This window comes from Dyadobacter sp. CY356, from assembly GCF_021440195.1.
In the GTDB taxonomy this organism is placed as follows: domain Bacteria; phylum Bacteroidota; class Bacteroidia; order Cytophagales; family Spirosomataceae; genus Dyadobacter.
This window is the reverse complement of record NZ_JAJTSZ010000004.1, coordinates 38,305-56,867: the sequence shown is the minus strand read 5'-3', so window position 1 is coordinate 56,867 and position 18,563 is coordinate 38,305. Positions and strand designations below refer to the sequence as shown.

The following is an 18,563-nucleotide window of genomic DNA, read 5'->3' as shown; positions in this document are numbered from 1 at the left end:
TAACCCTTAACAATTATTTTTTCCATTCCCAGCCAACCTTAACACCTGCCCATAAATTATTTTTAGGAGCACCGTTATAGAAGCGACTTCCGAAGGCGTTCAGGTCGTAACCGAGACTGTAAATGGCTGCGTTAACTTTTTCAGCTGAGGCAGAAAGTTCGCTGTAAAAATGATTTCCCCAGCTCTTTTTCCAGGCAGCACGCGCTGTAAATTGGTTGTAAGGCGTGTTTTTAATGGTATTGGCATCGTTCAGATAATGCGAGCTGCCGTGCTGATAAGTGGCGTAAAGCGAAATTCCATATTTGAATTTTGCGTCCAGACCAGTTGTTTGTATCAGTCTTGGAATTCCAGGAATAAGCTTTCCGTTCAGGTTAACATCACCCGACTGATAGTCTTCATAAGTATATTTTGTATAGGTTCCTGAATCCCAGATTCTTATTGCAACGGGTGATTTTGGACTGACAAGAAGATCATATCCAAGATTCCATTCCAGCCCGATCTGTTTTGTTTTTCCGGCGTTAATGAAAAATTCCGAGCCGGCTTCATTGGTTCTTCTGGCAATGGTCTGTTTCAGTCCAAAGTGATATGCGTTTATTTCTGCTGTTATTCTGTTACCGATTTTACGAATACCGATTTCAGTATTCATACCACGCTCTGCTTCCAGATCTCTATGAAATCCGCCAGCCGAAGGGCGAACTTCCTGCAAGGTAGGAGGGGAAAATCCGCTGCTGTAAGATGCGGTAAATGCCCAGGTTTTGGCAATGATTTTATTTAGGGCAAATCTTGGAACAAAAATCCCGTCAAAAGTCCTTTGTTCTTTACTATATGGAAGTACAAAAAAGCGTTCGTATTTATATTTTGATGTGTTATAACTTACACCGGCTGTAACGGTCAAATCTGAAAAAAGAACCGCTTCAAGTTGTGTGAATGCCGTTAATGCACTCGTACGGACATCTTCAACGGTCTGTTGTTTTCCCGGAATGCCACCATTGTTATCATAATTTCTCTGCGCTGATTTGCTATACTGCCATTCAAAACCGGTTGTCCAGTTCGTTTTTACGTTGCCGATCTGAGAATTATTCTGCCAGATATTTCTTCCGCCCATTCCCTGTTCATCACGTTTTTCGTAATTGGAAATAAAAGGGTTTGCAAAATCATTTGTTGTCAGATAAAGTGCGGTGCTCTGGGTCCAGTTGTCGCTTAGATTAATCGAATAATTACCTCCTAAAAGAGCGAATTTAGTATATATCGCCGCATGTTGGGCCTCACTTCCGGGAACAGTCGGAGAGGACTGACGGGCCAGTTTTGGATCAGTTTTATATTGGGCCAGGGTGATTCCACCGGGCGTCTGGTACATCAGGTCAGAATACATTCCGAGCAGTGAAAGCGTACCTTTGCCGACTTTACTATTGGATGTAAACCGGATGGCATCACGCACCATTCCACTTTGCTTGCGATAGCCATCCTGTTCCTGATGACCATACTGAACAGAAATATCACCGACCTGCAAAGTGGTGCTTCTGCTTTGAAAACCATATTTTCCGTAACCAACACTTTGCTCAACCCTGTTCATACCAGGATTGTCGGTCCGGCTTTGCATCAACACAACGCCACCCGTTCCGGCACCATAAAGACTGCTTCCAGGTCCTTTGATCACTTCCATACTCTGAACTGCCCCGAAATCCAGTGAATTCAACGGCGTGTTTCCACCTGCATCAGTAAAGGGTATTCCGTTCCAGTAAAACTTAACATTCCGAATACCAAACGGCGAGCGAATAAGGCTTCCACGGACAGAAAACCGGTAACTTCCCGGTGAACGCTCCTCCATTCTGACGCCAGGAATTGCATTGACTGCATTAGTCCATGTCGTGGAAGAAAACCTTTCAATAGATTTGGCTGTGAGCAATCCAACAGTAGCTGTGGTAGAAAGCCGGTTGGTTTTTGATTCAAAAGCGTTGACGGTTATTTCATCCAGTTGTTTTGCGGTCAGCGTGTCGTTTTGAACTGCTGTCTGGGCAAAGCTTTGAAAAAGCGGCAAGCCGGAAAGAATTGTAATTAATAAATATCGTGACATAGGTTATGGTTAGGAATTTATGGCAAAGCTCTCCATTATTATGGATAGTAACAACCGGATTGTAAAACGAAAGACGCTTGTGACTAAAATTATACTTTTCGTCTAAAACACATTATTCGTTAAATAAGAAGATTTATCCTGCAAAAAATCATTCTTGTGAGTACATTTTTCCACAGTGAAATGATTTCAGAAACTGAAAAGGTATTGGTAGGATATTTTTAGATACATAAATGAATAATAATATAGACTCGAAAATTCATCTTAAAACACAAAAAAATGAAAAAAATAACCTGGATCGTAGCTTCAATGTTGACAGTTGGAATGTTAACTTTTAGCAGTTGTTCTGAAAAGACAAAAGACTCTGCTAATGAAACTGCGGAAGCAGCAAAAGATGATGCAAAAGAAAACCTTGACGAAGCGAAAAGTGACGCCAAGGATGCTGGTGAAGAGTTTAAGTCAAAATTTAATGATGAAAAAGAATCGTTGAAAACTGATATTGATGGCGCAATCAGCAAAATTGATAATAAAATAGAAGAGGCAGACGCTAAAATGGATAAAGCAACTGCTAAGGAAAAAGATAAATGGAAAGAACGTAAAAAAGAATTGCAAAAGGAAAAAGAAGATTTGAAAGAATCTCTTAACAAAATGCAGTCTGAAACAGATGAGAAATGGGATAATTTCAAATCTGATACACGTGCTAAAATGGACAAAATCAAAGCAGATCTGAATGATTAACTGGATTTGATTTAATATAAAAAGGGTCAGTTCAAATTTTTGAACAGACCCTTTTTTGCGTTAGAGAAATCAGATTTTTTACCGCAGCGGCAGATGAATTTCAGTCATCATACAACGCGCTGAACCTCCGCCATTTGTCTCAATTATAGATAAATCGGTATGGATAATCCGGGCATAATCCGAAAGGATTTTGTGTTGTGTTTCAGTCAATGCCTCATAAGCCTGCGTTGACATCATCAGAAATTTGTCACCTTTCAGATTTCTGACCATCAGCATATTTCCTGCAAACTGGTGCACTTGTTCCAGTGAAATTTCGATAATATATTTATTAGTCTCTTCAAGCATCGTTCTGACTTGCTGGCGTTCGTCAGGATTTTTTATTGCTTCAAGACAAACAACGGCGAAAATATCTCCAACGCACATCAGCACATTGGTATGATAAATCGCTTTGTCGTTTTCATCAGAAGCTGAAAAAGTAACGATCTCATAACCTAAGGCGTCGCCAAAAGCTTCCAAAACTTCCGGATGCGTTCTTGGTGATAGACAGGCATAGGCAATTTTATAGCGACGGTCCAGAACCATACTTCCTGTGCCTTCCAGAAATTTACCTTCCTTTTCGAAATGTGTAAGGTCAATAATTTCCTCAACCAGAAAATCTTTTTTAAGCGCTTCGATAATATCCGGCCTTCGTTCTGCTCTGCGGTTTTTGGCCATCATCGGGTACAAAACGACTTTTCCACTTTGATGAAACGAAATCCAGTTATTTGAAAAAACAGCGTCAGGCCGGTAGACATCGTCCGTATCATCAAAAATATGCAGATCCAGTCCTGTCAATAATAGCTGAGAAATCATCAGGTCAAACTCTTCACGAGCCTTTGTCTGCGTTTCCTCACTGTTGCTATGATCAAAATCTCTTTGCTGAAATTCGTTACTTTCGGCGGTTTCTGTATTAAATCCAAACTGAACCGGCCGGATCATCATAATCCTGGCAGTGGATTGCGGTTGGGTATGGATGGATGTGGCTATCGGGCGCATAGGAGTTGTTGATTTCAGTGTTGAAGTATATGCAATTTACAATGTAAAAAGTCGGATTGCAATCCTTCTCAATCTCTTAATATAGGCATGCTCATACAATGCGATCCGCCCCGTGCCCGCGACAGTTCGGCAGATGGCAAGGTGATGAAAGTATCTGTTAGCGTATCCGGAGAAAGCTCATCATTTTCAAATTTTTGAATCAGATCTTTCGCCCGGATAATTCTGAAACCCTTTTCCCGGAAAGCATCCAGCGTTTTATCATTCCTGTCATAACCGATGACAACCCCATCTTTAATCGCCAGTAAATTGCAGGAATCCGTCCATTGTTCACGTTCGCCGTATGGAAATTCATTATTCCCCGAATAGATAAACTGAACTTCTTCTTCGCTTTTTAAATCGTTTTTACTGATATCGGTCAACAAATCTTCCAGGTTTTCAATTTCAACCGGATTTTGTTCCTGTCCTTTGACAAACTGTAAAATCTGAAACTCAGGATTATTTATTTTGGGGGCAAAAAAATGTAGGACATCTTTCTTTTTAGCTTCGTCACCCAGCCTTCCAATACTGCTCAACAAAACCCACACATTTTTTTTGACCTGTGTGAAAATCGTATCAATATGCATATAATCCCGTTTTTTTGGAATTTTTATGATCGAGATTTTCTGCACTACATTTTTATCGAATAATATTTTCATCACTTGCTGCGCAGCGTAAATCGAAGTCCGCTCGCTGCAACCAATCAGCAAATGTCCCGGAGCAACCATCATCACATCACCGCCTTCCAGCGTACATCGATGATAATCGCTTGCTTTTTCATCATCAGGAAGTAAGAAATGGCGTTCGTTTTCAGGGATTTCGATAATGTTATCCTTAAAAGAAGCGAACATTGGGTGATGAAAGAAAATGAATTGTGCTAAAATGGATTCTCTCGTCCGTGCGGATTTTGCAGGTTTGTTCAGCAAAATGTGGTCATTGATAACAATCCCGATATCACGCATGAAAATCAGATTGGGCAAAGGCGCAAACAACATCCGCTTATCCGATAGTGATCCCGAAATAAAGATCTTTGCCAGCTCATTCGCATCAAAAGTATTCAGCTCGTTTTGGGTCTGGTACGAACAGCGCTCAATCCCACAGATTGCGGCGGTTAACTTAATTCTGATGTTTTCATCAAGTAAAATTTCAGCCAAAAGCTTCTGGATGTCAACGACTTTGTCTGAATTAAAATAATTTTCAGAGCCGGGAATATAAAAGGAGCGTGATTTGTCATCGTTTATTTCCTTTAATTTTCCCTTGATCTTTTCAGGATCGAGGAAATACAAAAGCAGTTTGACATAATAATCATATTCCTTTTTTCGCATCGTGTTCAAATGAACGATATCTTCAAAAAGCCAGTCCTGGGCTTTGGATGGAACAACTTTTCCTAATCCGCGATCCGGACTATGAATAAGCAATCGTCTTAATGTCCCAACTTCTGTGGAAACCTGTATTTCGGGTGAGAGCGATTTATCTGTTTTTGTCATAATATCAAACTTAAACTCAGGCCGCAAAGTAACGCGGATAATTTACAATTGGGATATTTGTTGATTGCTTTACCTACTTTTATAATGATGAACGTCCAAAATATCCTGATTTATGGAACATTGATGCTTTGAAAAAGGTTAATAAAGATGTATTACCATAATGTTTGTTTTGAACCGGGGTGGTTATTTTCATATACGACCAAAGCTTACTACTTTTGCGGTAAATTACCAAGAACTACATATACAAGTATAAAATCAGTTATGCTCTCAATTAATGGATTGCGCGCCTCGATAGACGGCAAAGAAATATTAAAAGGCATTAACCTGGAAATCAAACCAGGTGAAGTTCATGCCATCATGGGGCCAAACGGATCAGGAAAAAGCACTTTGGCATCCGTATTGGCAGGAAGAGAAGAGTATGAGGTGACTGGCGGAAGCGTTACTTTTGGCGGAAAAGATTTATTGGAGCTTGCAGCAGAAGAAAGAGCAGCGGAAGGAATATTCCTTGCTTTCCAGTATCCTGTTGAAATTCCGGGGGTTACTACTATAAATTTCCTGAAAACTGCGGTTAACGAAATTCGTAAATATAACGGTGAAGAGCCTTTGGATGCGGCGCGTTTCCTGAAAATGGTACGTGAAAAAGCGAAATTGGTGAGCATGAATGACTCACTTTTGAAACGTGCTTTGAATGAAGGCTTTTCGGGTGGCGAGAAAAAACGTAATGAGATTTTCCAGATGGCGGTTCTTGAACCGAAACTGGCTATTCTGGATGAAACAGATTCAGGATTAGATATCGATGCTTTGCGTATTGTGGCGGAAGGTGTGAATTCACTTCGTTCTCCTGAACGTTCGGCGATCGTGGTTACGCATTACCAGCGTCTTCTGGATTATATCGTTCCTGATTTTGTACACGTACTTTACAAAGGCAGAATTGTTAAATCGGGCGGAAAAGAGCTTGCTTTTGAATTGGAAGAAAAAGGATATGACTGGATTAAAGCCGAAGTTGAGGCTCAGGAAGTAAACTGATAATCTGTAATTTTTAATTTTCAGGTTATGGTTGGGTTGACCAGCTTGGTTGATCAAGTAACATCACTTTCAATACCAAAAACGGAATGAGTACCGAAACAATAGATTTAAGAACGAAATTAATCACTGATTTTCACGCACGGGAATCCGTGATGAATGGTGAAGCAAAATCTGCTTTTCACCAGAAAAAACGTGCTGCCATAGTTCAGTTTGAAGAATTGGGTTTCCCGACGCCTCAAAACGAAGAATGGAAATACAGCAACGTACGTGACCTTGTCAGTGCTTCCTATAACTTTAATACAAGTGATACGCTTTCGGCTGAGGATCTTATCGATCTGAAAATGCCGGAGCAGGCTGCCAATATATTGTATTTTGTAAACGGACATTACAATCCTGCGCTTTCTACGGTGGTTTCTTCTACGGAACAAATCATAATAGATTCTTTGCAAAATGCTTACAAAAACAATCCGGATCTTGTCAATTCTTATTTTGATGAATTGGTAAAAAACGATACGGATGCATTTACTTCTCTGAATACTGCTTTTGCGCATGACGGAGTTTTTATTTATGTTCCGAATAATCAGACTGTTGAGCACCCGGTAATTCTTCGTTTTGTCAGTGATGCACGGGTTGAAAATGTAGGAAGTCAGCCACGTAATATCATCGCCGTTGGAAAAAACGCGCATGTGAAAATAGCAGAGGCTTTCAGAACCATCGGTGACGAACGTTCTTTTACGAATGTTGTTACGGAAATCAATGTAGGTGAAGAAGCAGGTGTGGAATATTACAAAGTGCAGAATGAAAGTGAAAATGCTTACCACATAGGAACTACGCAGGTTCGTATGTTAAACAAATCGCATTTTTATGCAGCGACAGTGACTTTGAACGGGAAGTTTACAAGAAACAACCTTAACATTGTTATTGACGGCGAACATTGTGAGGCGTATATGTACGGACTTTATTTTCCGGATGGAGCGCAGCATGTGGACAATCATACGGTTGCAGACCATCGTAAACCAAATTCTGAAAGTAACGAGTTATATAAAGGGATTTTGCGTGACAGGTCGAAAGGTGTTTTCAATGGTAAAATATTTGTTCGCCCAGATGCACAGAAAACCAACGCATTTCAGTCTTGTAAAAATATCGTTTTGTCTACGGATGCAACGATGTATACAAAACCTCAGCTTGAAATTTTTGCTGACGACGTGAAATGTTCTCATGGAACAACGACCGGGCAAATTGACGAGGAAGCATTATTTTACATGCGTTCACGTGGAATTTCAAAGTCGGAAGCCATGTCACTTTTGATGTTTGCTTTCTGTGCTGACGTAGTTTCACAGATTAAAATTGATTCCATTCGTGAATATTTAGAAAATGTAATTGCAGAGAAACTTTCCAGGAAGTAATATTCGTTCTGTCTTTACAATACTTATTTTAATGCCCAACCTTCTCTTCAACTGGGTTGGGCATTTCTCTTTAATACTGAATAGAAATGAACAATTTCCCAGATATAGCGTCCATCCGAAATGATTTTCCCATTCTAAATGAAATCGTTAACGGAAAACAACTTGTGTATTTTGACAATGCCGCTACAACGCAAAAACCTCGAATTGTACTGGATGCGCTGTCGGGATATTATGAACATTATAATGCCAATATTCACCGTGGAATCCATCATTTAGCGGAGAAGGCAACAGGCGCTTTTGAAGACTCTCGCAGGAGATTACAAAAATTCATTAACGCTGAATTGTCTGAGGAAGTTATTTTTACATATGGCACAACGGACAGTATCAATCTGGTAGCGCAATCGTATGGCCGTAAGTTTTTAAAAGAAGGGGATGAAATTATTATTTCAACCATGGAACACCATTCAAACATCGTTCCGTGGCAGATGCTTTGTGAAGAAAAGGGCTGCGTATTAAGAGTGATCCCAATCAACGATGAGGGTGAACTTTTGATGGATGAGTATGAGAAAATGCTTTCAGAAAAAACAAAATTTGTTTCTGTGGTACATGTTTCAAATTCTCTTGGAACAATAAATCCGGTAGCCGAAATCATCGAAAAAGCGCATAAAGTAGGAGCGAAGGTTTTATTGGATGGTGCCCAGGCAAGTTCACATTTTACAATTGACGTGCAGGCGCTGGATGTTGATTTTTATGCATTATCGCTTCATAAAATATACGGTCCGACCGGAATGGGTATCCTTTACGGTAAAAAAGAATTGCTTGAAGCAATGCCTCCATACCGCGGCGGCGGCGAAATGATTAAGGAAGTTACCTTTGAAAAGACTACATATAACGAATTGCCTTACAAGTTCGAAGCTGGTACGCCCAATATTGCGGATGTGGTAGCAGCCAAATATGCTATTGACTATGTGGATACTCTGGGGAAACCAAACATTTCCAAACATGAAAATGATCTGCTTTTGTACGCAACAGAAGCGGTTAGAGAAATTCCAGGATTAAGAATTATCGGCCAGGCTAAGGAAAAAGTAAGTGTGCTTTCTTTTGTTGTTGACGGGATGCATCACCAGGATATTGCAGTGATACTTGATAATCAGGGAATCGCGGTTCGTACAGGTCATCATTGCACCCAACCTTTAATGTCGCGCTTAGGAATTTTAGGAACCACCCGAGCCTCTTTCGCTGTTTACAATACGATTGAAGAAATTGATGGTTTGATCAAAGGACTTCATAAGGCGAAGAAGATGTTGGGTTGATCGGAAACTTGTCCGGATTATTTGTATATTCATAAGCTTAACTATTTAATATTCAGAAAATGGAAACAATTCCTAAAAATATATTGATAGAGTCGCTTGAAGCAATGCCAGATAATTTGGAGGTGGAACAAGTAATAGAGCAGATAATCTTGTTATCTAAAATCGAACGTTCAAGAAAGCAACTTGACAGCGGAGAGTTTCACATGCATGAAGATGTGAAAAATGCCTATAAGAAATGGCTGGAATAAAATGGTCCGAAGAGTCCAGGTTAGATTTGGAAACAATTTTTCTTAGATTGAATCCGGAATCTGTGTCTTATTCCCAAAAATGGATCAACGATGTTTTCAGAAATCGGAGCTTCTTGAAAAGTTTCCAAATATGGGAAAAGTACTTCCGGAAACTCGATTACCCAGTATTATAGAGACTATGGTTGGTAAATATCGTTTGATATATAATGTTTCAAAAGACAATACAATAGAGATTATGGCAATAAGACATTCATCCCGGCCATTATCAGAATTTTAAATTATGACAATTAACGAAGCACAAGACGAACTAATCGAGGATTTTGAATTGTTTGATGATTGGGAGAGTAAGTACGAGTATATTATCGACCTCGGAAAACAGTTTCCTCCATTGGAAGAGCAGTATAAAACCGAAGATAATATAATTAAAGGTTGTCAGTCCAGAGTATGGTTAAATGCGTTTATGGACGGTGATCTTTTGAAATTTGAAGCCGACAGTGATGCCATAATTGTACGCGGCCTGGTTAGTATGCTGGTAAAAGTTTTGTCAGGCCATACGCCGGAAGAAATCGCAAAAGCGGATCTGTATTTTATGGAAAAAGTTGGTTTGCATCAGCATCTGGCACAAACGAGATCCAATGGATTAGCCTCCATGCTCAAACAAATGAGAACTTACGGTATCGCTTATCAGGCTACCAATTAAAAAAATATCAAAAGTGAAAACTAAGACGCTTCACTTGCTGTTATCATAACTAAAAAAGAAATGAGCGAATCAGAATTACGTGAAGAGGTTGTTAAAGCAATTAAAATGGTCTACGATCCGGAGATTCCGGTAGATGTTTATGAGCTCGGCCTGATATATGATTTAAAGATATTTCCTGTCAATAATGTATTTGTTTCTATGACCCTTACTTCACCTTCTTGCCCGTCTGCGGGTACTTTACCAGGTGAAGTTGAACAGAAAATCAGAGAAGTGGAAGGTGTGAATGATGTGAGTATCGAGCTTACTTTTGATCCTCCCTATACAACTGAAATGATGTCGGAAGAGGCGAAACTGGAACTTGGATTTATGTAATTTAGCTGTTGGCTATTAGCTTTTAGCGATTAGCTTCCGGCTCAAATTATTTGCAGAGAATTTAATAATACATGTAAAAAGCTAAATGCTAACCGCTAATAGCTATAAGCTAATCAAATTATAACTTTAAACTTTAATAAAATATGTATCCTCCACAGTTAGTAGCGCCTATGAAGGCGGAGTTGACTAATGTCGGTTTTCAGGATTTGACAAGTGCGGAAGAAGTAGACAACTTCATGCAGAATATGAAAGGCACTGCTTTGGTAGTGATCAATTCAGTTTGCGGTTGTGCTGCTGGTGCTGCCCGACCCGGTGTAAGAGCTTCTTTGGAACGCAGTGAAGTGAAGCCGGATCAATTGGCTACTGTTTTTGCTGGTTTCGATTCTGAGGCTGTTGCTAAAATGCGCGAATATACTTTGCCATATCCACCGTCATCTCCTGCGGTTGCTCTTTTCAAAGATGGTGAGTTGATCCATTTTGTTGAACGTCATCACATTGAAGGCCGTTCCGCTGAAATGATCGCTCAGCATTTACAAATGGCATACGAAGAATTTTGTGCAGAAGAAGCATAATTATTCTTTCTGATATTTTAAACGGCTACTTTCAAATTTATTCGAAAGTAGCCGTCTGTTTTTTGTAGATTTATTTTTCAAATCTGAGTTTTATGCAAGGACATCGTTTCACCAAATTTATACCCGCAGAGCAAACCGGAAATAGTAAGTTTGATCAGCTTTTTGATATTTTTCAGCAGTTATTGCTGATGACATCGGGTGATGTAAGCGAGGCTATGTCATGGCTTAGCGAGCTGGACAGACAATATAATCTTACAAACGATTCTTACGGAATTGGTGATTTTTTCGATGACTTAAAGAAAAAAGGATACATCACCGAGGAGAAAGGAGAGGGGGAGAGTAAATTGATCATGACGCCAAAAGCAGAAAAAAGCATCCGGAAAAGTGCTTTGGACGAGATTTTTGGAAAGCTGAAAAGATCAAAATCAGGAGGAAATCACCATACGCCTTACATGGGTGCAGGTGATGAATTGAGCAGTGATATACGCCAGTTTCAGTTTGGTGATACACTGGACCAGATTGCCATGACAGAATCCATCAAAAATGCGCAGGTAAATCACGGAATTGGTGATTTTATGCTGATGGAAAATGATCTTGAAGTTGTTGAGCGTGAACAAAAAACGACGACCGCAACGGTTGTAATGATTGACATCAGTCATTCCATGATTTTATATGGTGAAGACAGAATCACGCCTGCGAAAAAGGTTGCCCTGGCTTTGGCTGAACTAATCCGTTCAAAATACCCGAAAGATTCACTGGACATTATCGTTTTTGGAAATGACGCCTGGCAGATCCAGTTAAAAGATTTACCATATCTGGAAGTCGGACCATATCATACCAATACAGTTGCCGGACTTGAATTGGCTATGGATATTCTACGCAGAAAGAAAACGCGGAATAAACAGATTTTCATGATCACGGATGGTAAGCCAACGTGTCTGAAAGAAGGTATAAAGTATTATAAAAACAGTTTCGGTCTGGATCGTAAAATTATTAGTAAAACATTGACACTCGCAGCACAATGCCGTCGTTTAGAAATTCCTGTTACTACTTTCATGATTGCGACCGATCCTTATCTAAAACAGTTTGTTCAGGATTTTACCAAAGTAAATAATGGACGGGCTTATTACAGTAATCTACAAGGTTTAGGCGGATTTGTACTGGAAGATTTTCAGAGAAACCGCAGAAAAAATATGAAATAACCGGTCCTTGAACCGGTTATTTTTTTATTTCTTACCGACGGAAATCATATTGGCAAAAAGACGATAGGCCCCTGTAACGCCTGCCGGAAGTTCCCGGAAAAAGGAAAGTCCTGTGTAAATATAATGTCCTTTGCCATATTGGGCATAAAGTACACTGCCTTCTTTCAAACTCTCATCTGTATCATTGTTTGAGAAAATCGCTTCATAATGCGTTTTGTCCCAATCATTGGCAAAATATAATCCCCTTTCCTGAATCCAGCCGGTAAAGTCCTTCTGCGTGATTTTGTTTGGATAGTTAAGTAAAGCATGTTCTGGTTTTAAAAACCGCATTTCCGCATCTTCCTCAGCCACACGATCCTGACTCAACTGAATCGGGTAAGGCCCGATTTGCTTTACTTTCATTCTTTGTGGTATGGTATACTGGACAACCATCGTTCCTCCATTTTTAACATAGTCCATCAGTTTTTCCTGATAGTAAGTCAAACGATTTTCAGTATTGTAAGCTCTGATTCCGACAACAATGGCGTCGAAACTGCTTAAATCTTTGGAAAGTGCCGCTTCATTTAACAGTGTTACCGTACATCCCATTTGTCGCAAAGCAGTCGGAACGTCATCACCTGCACCGGCGATATAACCGATATTTTTAACAGTTGTTTTCACATCCAGTTTGGCAAGTTTCGCCTCCGCCGGCGGGAATAAAGTCTGACTTGGTATATGACGGTAATCAATGGTTTTGATTGATTTGTCATAACTTTTCCCATCTACCACAGCTACGGCTTTTACGATTGCTTCCTCATTTTTTGCCGGAGGCGTTATGTTGAAACTAAAAGTCTGTTCCTGATATTTTTCGCTCATATCGAAATTTACACTTGCCGGATCAGATTTCCAGCCTTTTGGCAAATCCAGTTTCAGAATACCTTTAACCAAACTTTTCTGCGCTTCTACCATCACACTCAGCGTTTTGGGCATTGTGTTTGGAAAGATGAAAACCGGCTCATTAATGTTTGCAGTTACGGCTGGTCGTATTTCAAAAGGGCGATAAATTTCACCCGAAGCCGGATCGGTAAATTTAAAAATCCAGGATCTTGAATAACTGAACTTTTGACCATCAATTTCAAAAATGAAATCTGTTTTTGTTTCAGGCCTGTTTTCCGGGTAACCGATATCCTGTTGGTTATCAATTTGGAAAATACCTTTGTCAATCGGTTTCAATAACCAGTATGGTTGCGTTGTTTTTAAATCTGACGGCAAGACCGCTTTTTTATTGAAAGCAGTCATTTCGTTGTCCCCTAAATTTAAACTTAAAACAGTGTCAGATTTAATGCCTGTCCAGTTTAATGATATAAGTTTGACTGGATATTTTGAACGCTTTACAACAGTAACCCGAATGTCAGCGACATCTCCGGCGACAGAAGAAAATTCAGTTGGATTTGTTTCGAAAAATAAACCCAGACACTGCACAAGCAAATCAGAAATTTCCTGTTTTTTCGCTTTTACATAAATATTAGCTGAATCGAGTTTTGTCAGTTCCTGATTAATTTTTAACAACGCAGGCACAGTCGCGGACGGATTGCTGATGTCGTAATTTTTAATCGCATCAGACACCAGCGACTGCACTTTCTGACTTCCGTCAACCCGTTTCCAGGTTATATCAATATCATCAAAAAGATTGCTTTTTGCAGGTATTCCTTCCTTGTGAAGGAAATAGTCGATTCTTTCTCCCCGGGCTGGTGCACTTCCAAACCCCTGACTTCTATGCTGGCTGCGACTTTCGGCCGCAATTTCGGTATATGATTTTCCCAGAACAGGATTATATCCGCCAATTTCAAGAGAGATAAATGGATTCTTTTCACCCTCGGGCTGTTTGTTTGTGAAACCTGGTGTGAAAGTATTCCATACCAGACGTTTGGCCTGCCATGTTTTTACAAATTTAAGTTGATCCGGAAAAGACTTAGGATCGGCCGCTAATTTAAAAGCTTCCTCTGCAAGATATGCGGATGTTTGATGATGGCCGTGTCCGGCGCGCGGATCCGGTGGGAAACGGGTGATGATTACGTCCGGTTGAAATTTGCGTATCAGCCAGACCACGTCCCCTAAAACTTTATTCTGATCCCAGAAATTCAATGTTTCTTTTCTTGTTTTTGAAAAACCAAAATCATAAGCTCTTGAAAAAAATTGAGTTGCCCCGTCTATTTTACGTGCTCCTAATAATTCCTGCGTACGGATGATACCGATATTAGCACCTTGTTCTGCACCGATCAGGTTTTGACCACCATCACCTCGTGTCAGCGAAAGATAACCAGTCCGGACAAGCTGATCCTTTGACATGTATGACAACATCAAGGTATTTTCATCATCCGGATGCGCAGCAATATGCAGGACGGAACCCAGCACATTTAATTTTTTTACGCCCTGATAAATTTCACTGGAAGATAAGGTAGGAACCTGCGCCTGAATCTGAAAAGAAATAAAAAGAAAAGCTGCAATCGTAATTTTTTTCATAAGGGTTTTTGGGGCTTAGCATTTTTAAAACCAGAATTTGGACGGTGTCCGGTTTTGTTTTACAATGTACGCGTAAGGACGTAATCTTCAAAGACTTCATATTGAATCGAAATCATTTCCATATTTTCTTTTCCAAAACTGACAGCCAGATTCCCATCAGGTTTTGCCTGAAAGGGATTGATGGTCATATTGTTTCTTGGATCCAGATCTTTTATACCGGCATATTTATAAACGGATTCCTTGGCCGACCAGAGTATATTAATCAAGATGAAATCTGCCTTATTAACCCATAATTGCTCGTCGTCGTTCAGGAAAAAGTCGATTCCTTTGGCTATATCCGGTTTTATTTTTTGAATATCCACTCCGGCAGATTTCTCCCTTACTAAATATACGACAGCATATTTTTCCGAATGAGAAATAGATATTGTGTAGTCTGCTGTTGTCAGGAATGGCTTGCCATTTTCATCATAACGGATTTCATGAGTTCGGCCAAGCATATCGTTTAATAGAAGTCGAACGGCAAGTGATTCCCTTTTTCTTTTGTTATTCACTTTCTTCGCCAATTTTGCTTCGTCTCCACTGCTTAATCTGCTTGCTTCAAACAGCGCATCCAGCGTTTCAGATATTTCCCACAAACCCAGAAGTGAATTTCCTTTCAATATCTTTTTATAGACCAAGCCCATTTAATTCGTAATTTTACTCGTTATTGAAAAAGGGGTAAATGAGTTGCGGGAAATTTTGCAGTCTGAAAACAGTTAAGAAATCTTACCCCGAATTTTCGTTCAAGCTATATGTGGCCCAAAAATAAATCAATTCGTACGTTACTAAAATCTATTCTTGTAATTCTTCTCGTCGCAGGAGTAATTTTTGGCCTTTTTATCTGGGCTGTCAAATTGCCTGCACCAAAGATAGCAAGTAATAAAACGCCTGAAAGTTACAAGCGTATTCAATTAGGCCCCGATCATTATAAAGTTGACAATTGCTGGCTGAAAAAAAATAAATACGGTATTTGGGAAATGTATCTGGAAGGAAGTCCCTACGAACGCGGCCTAATTTACGGCGTTCTGGCGAAGGAACTGATGGAAAAACAAGAAGTCCATTTTGTTGATCAAATCAAAGAAATTATTCCAAATGCATTTTTTCTGCAAATATTGAAAGGCTTTGTTGCCTGGTTTAATAAGGATATTTACAAATATATACAGGATGAAAATTTGCAGGAAATTTATGGTGTTTCACAATCCTTTTCTGATAAGTATAATTACATTGGGCCAAAATATTACCGCATTTTAAACTACCACGCTGCCCACGATATTGGTCATGCCCTGACGGATTTGAACATGGTAGGCTGCACGTCCTTCGCCGTAAGAAATTCACTTTCCGCTGATTCAAGCCTGTTAATTGGCAGAAATTTCGACTTTTACATGGGTGATGCTTTTGCGGAAGATAAGCTCATTGTATTTATGAAACCTGATAAAGGATACAAATTCGCTTCCTATGCCTGGGCTGGCTTGACCGGCGTGGTTTCGGGGATCAATGAAAAGGGGATAACGGTTACACTAAATGCTTCAAAATCTGATATTCCATATGGGGCAAAAGAGCCAATTTCATTACTGGCAAGAGAGATTTTACAATACGCCGCCACGATTGACGAAGCCAATGCTATTGCAAAAAAACGTGATACTTTCGTTTCTGAATCACTTTTGATAGGATCTGCTCAGGATAATAAGGCTGCTATCATTGAAAAATCCCCGACGAAAATGGACCTGTATTCTTCGGGTTCTGACTATCTGGTTTGTGCAAATCACTATCAGGGAACTGCTTTTATCAGGGATTCTGTCAATATCAATAACATCAAAGACACAGATTCCAAAGCCAGATATGACAGAATGAATCAACTAATGGTGCGTTCTTATCCGGTAGATGTGCAGGAAGCTGCTGATATTCTGCGGAATAAGGAGGGTTTGAATGATACTTTTATTGGATATGGAAATTCCAGATCCTTGAATCAGCTGATTGCGCATCATGGAATTATCTTTAAACCATCAGAAAGAAGAGTCTGGATATCAACGCCGCCTTATCAACTTGGGGCGTTCATTTGTTATGATCTGAAAGACGTATTCATTCATAAAGAAAATTTTCATGCAATTGATTCGCTTGGCATTCCTGCCGATCCGTTTTTAACAACCGATGCTTACCGGCGATTTGAAGCATTTAAAGTTACAAAACAGAAAATTCATAAATACGTAATGCTGGGTGTTCCCTATAAAATGAGCGCTAAGGAGGAATATGCAATGATCAGCAATAATCGTGAAAGTTATGTGACCTATCTTACGCTCGGAGAATATTACCAAAAGAAGAAAAATTTCGATAAGGCTATCGGTTACTATCAGGAATCGTTGCAACATGTGGTTTCATCAAAAAATGAAATAACTGCCATTCAGGCCAAAATAGAAGCATGTAAGAAGGAGAAGTCCTGAAACAGATTTTAAACAGATCGAAAATTTTCGAGAGTTTGCCAACCAATATTCAATGTCTGGAATTGCGTACAACATTTCAGAATTAATCTTTCACCTCGTTTATGACAAATGAAATCAGCGCGCTGCAAAGCGAAAAGTTAACAGCGTTACTGCATTACTTAAAGACCAGTTCTTCCTACTATCAAAGAATTTTCCTGGAAAAAGGAATTGATATTGAAACAATAAAAACTGTTGAGGATCTGACAAAAATTCCCTTTACAACAAAGGATGATCTTGCACTTTATAATGATGATTTTCTCTGTGTTTCAAAAAGTGAAATATCTGATTTTGTAACAACTTCCGGCACACTAAGCGATCCGGTTGCTTTTTATCTTACTGATAAGGATGTTGAACGGTTGGCCAATAACGAAGCTGAAGCTTTTAAATGTGCAAATGGTTCAAAAAATGATATTTACCAGTTAATGACAACCATCGACCGCCGCTTTATGGCCGGTCTCGCTTACTGGATGGGGGCACGGAAAATGGGCGCAGGTATGATCCGGGTAGGTCCGGGAGCTCCATTTCTGCAATGGGAATCTATACAGCGGTTTTCACCGACAGTTCTTATCGCGATTCCTTCTTTCATTCCAAGGCTGATTGATTATGCTTTGGAAAATAATATTGACTTTAAGTCTTCTTCCGTCCAATCAATTTTGTGCATTGGCGAACCGATCCGTAATCCGGATTTTACTTTTAATGAATTGGGGAAACGGATTACTTCCCAATGGGATGTGAAATTGTATTCAACTTATGCATCCACAGAAATGGGTGCGGCATTTACGGAATGTACGGAAGGGAAAGGCGGGCATTTAAACCCTGATCTGCTGATTCTCGAAGTTGTTGACGAAGAAGGAAATATTGTTGGCGAAAGCGAAATGGGAGAAGTGGTTGTGACGACATTGGGTGTGGAGGGGATGCCTTTGCTGCGTTATAAAACCGGCGATCTTTGCAATGTTTATTATGAGCCCTGTGCTTGTGGTCGCATGTCGACAAGACTTGGTCCTGTGGTTGGTCGGAAACAGCAGATGATCAAGTTCAAAGGGACCACTATTTTTCCCCCAGCACTTTTTGATGTACTGGATATGGTGCCTGAAATCGATTTGTATCAGGTTGTAGTATCAAAAAATGAGTTTGGAAATGACGAGATCTCTATCCTATTGCCGATGAATCTGGAAACGCCAATATTTAAGGAAAAACTGCATTCTTTGTTCAAATCGAGGCTTCGTGTTACGCCATTGTTAAGTTTCATAACCGCTCAAGAATTAAATCACAGGATATTCAAACAGGAAAAAAGGAAACCGGAAAAGTTGATATATATTTGATTTTCTATCAATTAAAT

At 39.7% G+C, this 18,563-nt stretch carries 17 protein-coding genes; 12 read left to right on the top strand and 5 right to left on the bottom strand.

All coding sequences use genetic code 11. From position 1 onward, the window contains the following. Positions 1-13: 13 nt before the first annotated feature. Positions 14-2,074, bottom strand: coding sequence for a TonB-dependent receptor (locus tag LXL81_RS14485; RefSeq protein WP_234647512.1), 2,061 nt, complete (start codon positions 2,072-2,074; stop codon positions 14-16). Positions 2,075-2,350: 276 nt separating this feature from the next. On the opposite strand from LXL81_RS14485, the gene LXL81_RS14480 reads away from it, so the two are divergent. Next, positions 2,351-2,809: a hypothetical protein gene (locus LXL81_RS14480; RefSeq protein WP_234647511.1), complete on the top strand. Its 459-nt coding sequence runs from the start codon at positions 2,351-2,353 to the stop codon at positions 2,807-2,809. A gap of 78 nt (positions 2,810-2,887) precedes the next feature. On the opposite strand, the gene ctlX is transcribed toward LXL81_RS14480, so the two are convergent. Together ctlX and LXL81_RS14470 are read right to left on the bottom strand one after the other, a co-directional pair. Beyond that, positions 2,888-3,844, bottom strand: a complete 957-nt coding sequence (gene ctlX, locus LXL81_RS14475; protein WP_234647510.1) for a citrulline utilization hydrolase CtlX — start codon at positions 3,842-3,844, stop codon at positions 2,888-2,890. Between the two features lie 68 nt (positions 3,845-3,912). Further along, positions 3,913-5,367 (bottom strand): arginine deiminase family protein, encoded by a 1,455-nt coding sequence (locus LXL81_RS14470; RefSeq protein WP_234647509.1) that lies wholly within the window; start codon positions 5,365-5,367, stop codon positions 3,913-3,915. Between the two features lie 261 nt (positions 5,368-5,628). Here LXL81_RS14470 and sufC point away from each other — a divergent pair, with 261 nt between their 5' ends. The 9 genes from sufC (at position 5,629) to LXL81_RS14430 (ending at position 12,206) form a co-directional block, all read left to right on the top strand. Next, the gene (gene sufC, locus LXL81_RS14465) at positions 5,629-6,393 is read left to right on the top strand and encodes a Fe-S cluster assembly ATPase SufC (RefSeq protein ID WP_234647508.1); all 765 of its coding nucleotides are present in this window, start codon (positions 5,629-5,631) and stop codon (positions 6,391-6,393) included. A gap of 86 nt (positions 6,394-6,479) precedes the next feature. Beyond that, positions 6,480-7,799, top strand: a complete 1,320-nt coding sequence (sufD, locus tag LXL81_RS14460; protein ID WP_234647507.1) for a Fe-S cluster assembly protein SufD — start codon at positions 6,480-6,482, stop codon at positions 7,797-7,799. 86 nt (positions 7,800-7,885) lie between these two features. Beyond that, a complete protein-coding gene (locus LXL81_RS14455) occupies positions 7,886-9,112 on the top strand; it encodes a cysteine desulfurase (RefSeq protein WP_234647506.1) in 1,227 nt (408 codons plus the stop codon). A gap of 59 nt (positions 9,113-9,171) precedes the next feature. Next, a complete protein-coding gene (locus LXL81_RS14450) occupies positions 9,172-9,360 on the top strand; it encodes a hypothetical protein (protein WP_234647505.1) in 189 nt (62 codons plus the stop codon). A gap of 79 nt (positions 9,361-9,439) precedes the next feature. Next, complete coding sequence (locus LXL81_RS29330) at positions 9,440-9,637, top strand: type II toxin-antitoxin system RelE/ParE family toxin (RefSeq protein ID WP_409013905.1); 198 nt, start codon at positions 9,440-9,442, stop codon at positions 9,635-9,637. Between the two features lie 3 nt (positions 9,638-9,640). Beyond that, a complete protein-coding gene (locus tag LXL81_RS14445) occupies positions 9,641-10,060 on the top strand; it encodes a SufE family protein (protein WP_234647504.1) in 420 nt (139 codons plus the stop codon). A 60-nt stretch (positions 10,061-10,120) separates the two neighbouring features. Then, positions 10,121-10,432, top strand: coding sequence for an SUF system Fe-S cluster assembly protein (locus LXL81_RS14440; RefSeq protein WP_234647503.1), 312 nt, complete (start codon positions 10,121-10,123; stop codon positions 10,430-10,432). 143 nt (positions 10,433-10,575) lie between these two features. Continuing rightward, positions 10,576-11,004 carry a BrxA/BrxB family bacilliredoxin gene (locus LXL81_RS14435; protein WP_137341412.1) on the top strand — a complete coding sequence of 143 codons (429 nt, stop codon included), beginning with the start codon at positions 10,576-10,578 and terminating at the stop codon, positions 11,002-11,004. A gap of 92 nt (positions 11,005-11,096) precedes the next feature. After that, positions 11,097-12,206, top strand: a complete 1,110-nt coding sequence (locus LXL81_RS14430) for a VWA domain-containing protein (RefSeq protein ID WP_234647502.1) — start codon at positions 11,097-11,099, stop codon at positions 12,204-12,206. Positions 12,207-12,230: 24 nt separating this feature from the next. Here the strand turns inward: LXL81_RS14430 and LXL81_RS14425 are convergent, their stop codons facing one another. Further along, positions 12,231-14,708, bottom strand: a complete 2,478-nt coding sequence (locus tag LXL81_RS14425; protein ID WP_234647501.1) for a PIG-L family deacetylase — start codon at positions 14,706-14,708, stop codon at positions 12,231-12,233. Positions 14,709-14,767: 59 nt separating this feature from the next. Further along, complete coding sequence (locus tag LXL81_RS14420) at positions 14,768-15,391, bottom strand: 4'-phosphopantetheinyl transferase superfamily protein (protein WP_234647500.1); 624 nt, start codon at positions 15,389-15,391, stop codon at positions 14,768-14,770. 108 nt (positions 15,392-15,499) lie between these two features. Between LXL81_RS14420 and LXL81_RS14415 the strand changes: the two genes are divergently transcribed. Together LXL81_RS14415 and LXL81_RS14410 are read left to right on the top strand one after the other, a co-directional pair. Then, entirely contained in the window at positions 15,500-17,185 is a 1,686-nt protein-coding gene (locus LXL81_RS14415) for a C45 family peptidase (protein WP_234647499.1), read from the top strand. Positions 17,186-17,286: 101 nt separating this feature from the next. Beyond that, positions 17,287-18,546: a phenylacetate--CoA ligase family protein gene (locus LXL81_RS14410; RefSeq protein WP_234647498.1), complete on the top strand. Its 1,260-nt coding sequence runs from the start codon at positions 17,287-17,289 to the stop codon at positions 18,544-18,546. The last annotated feature ends 17 nt before the right edge of the window (positions 18,547-18,563 follow it).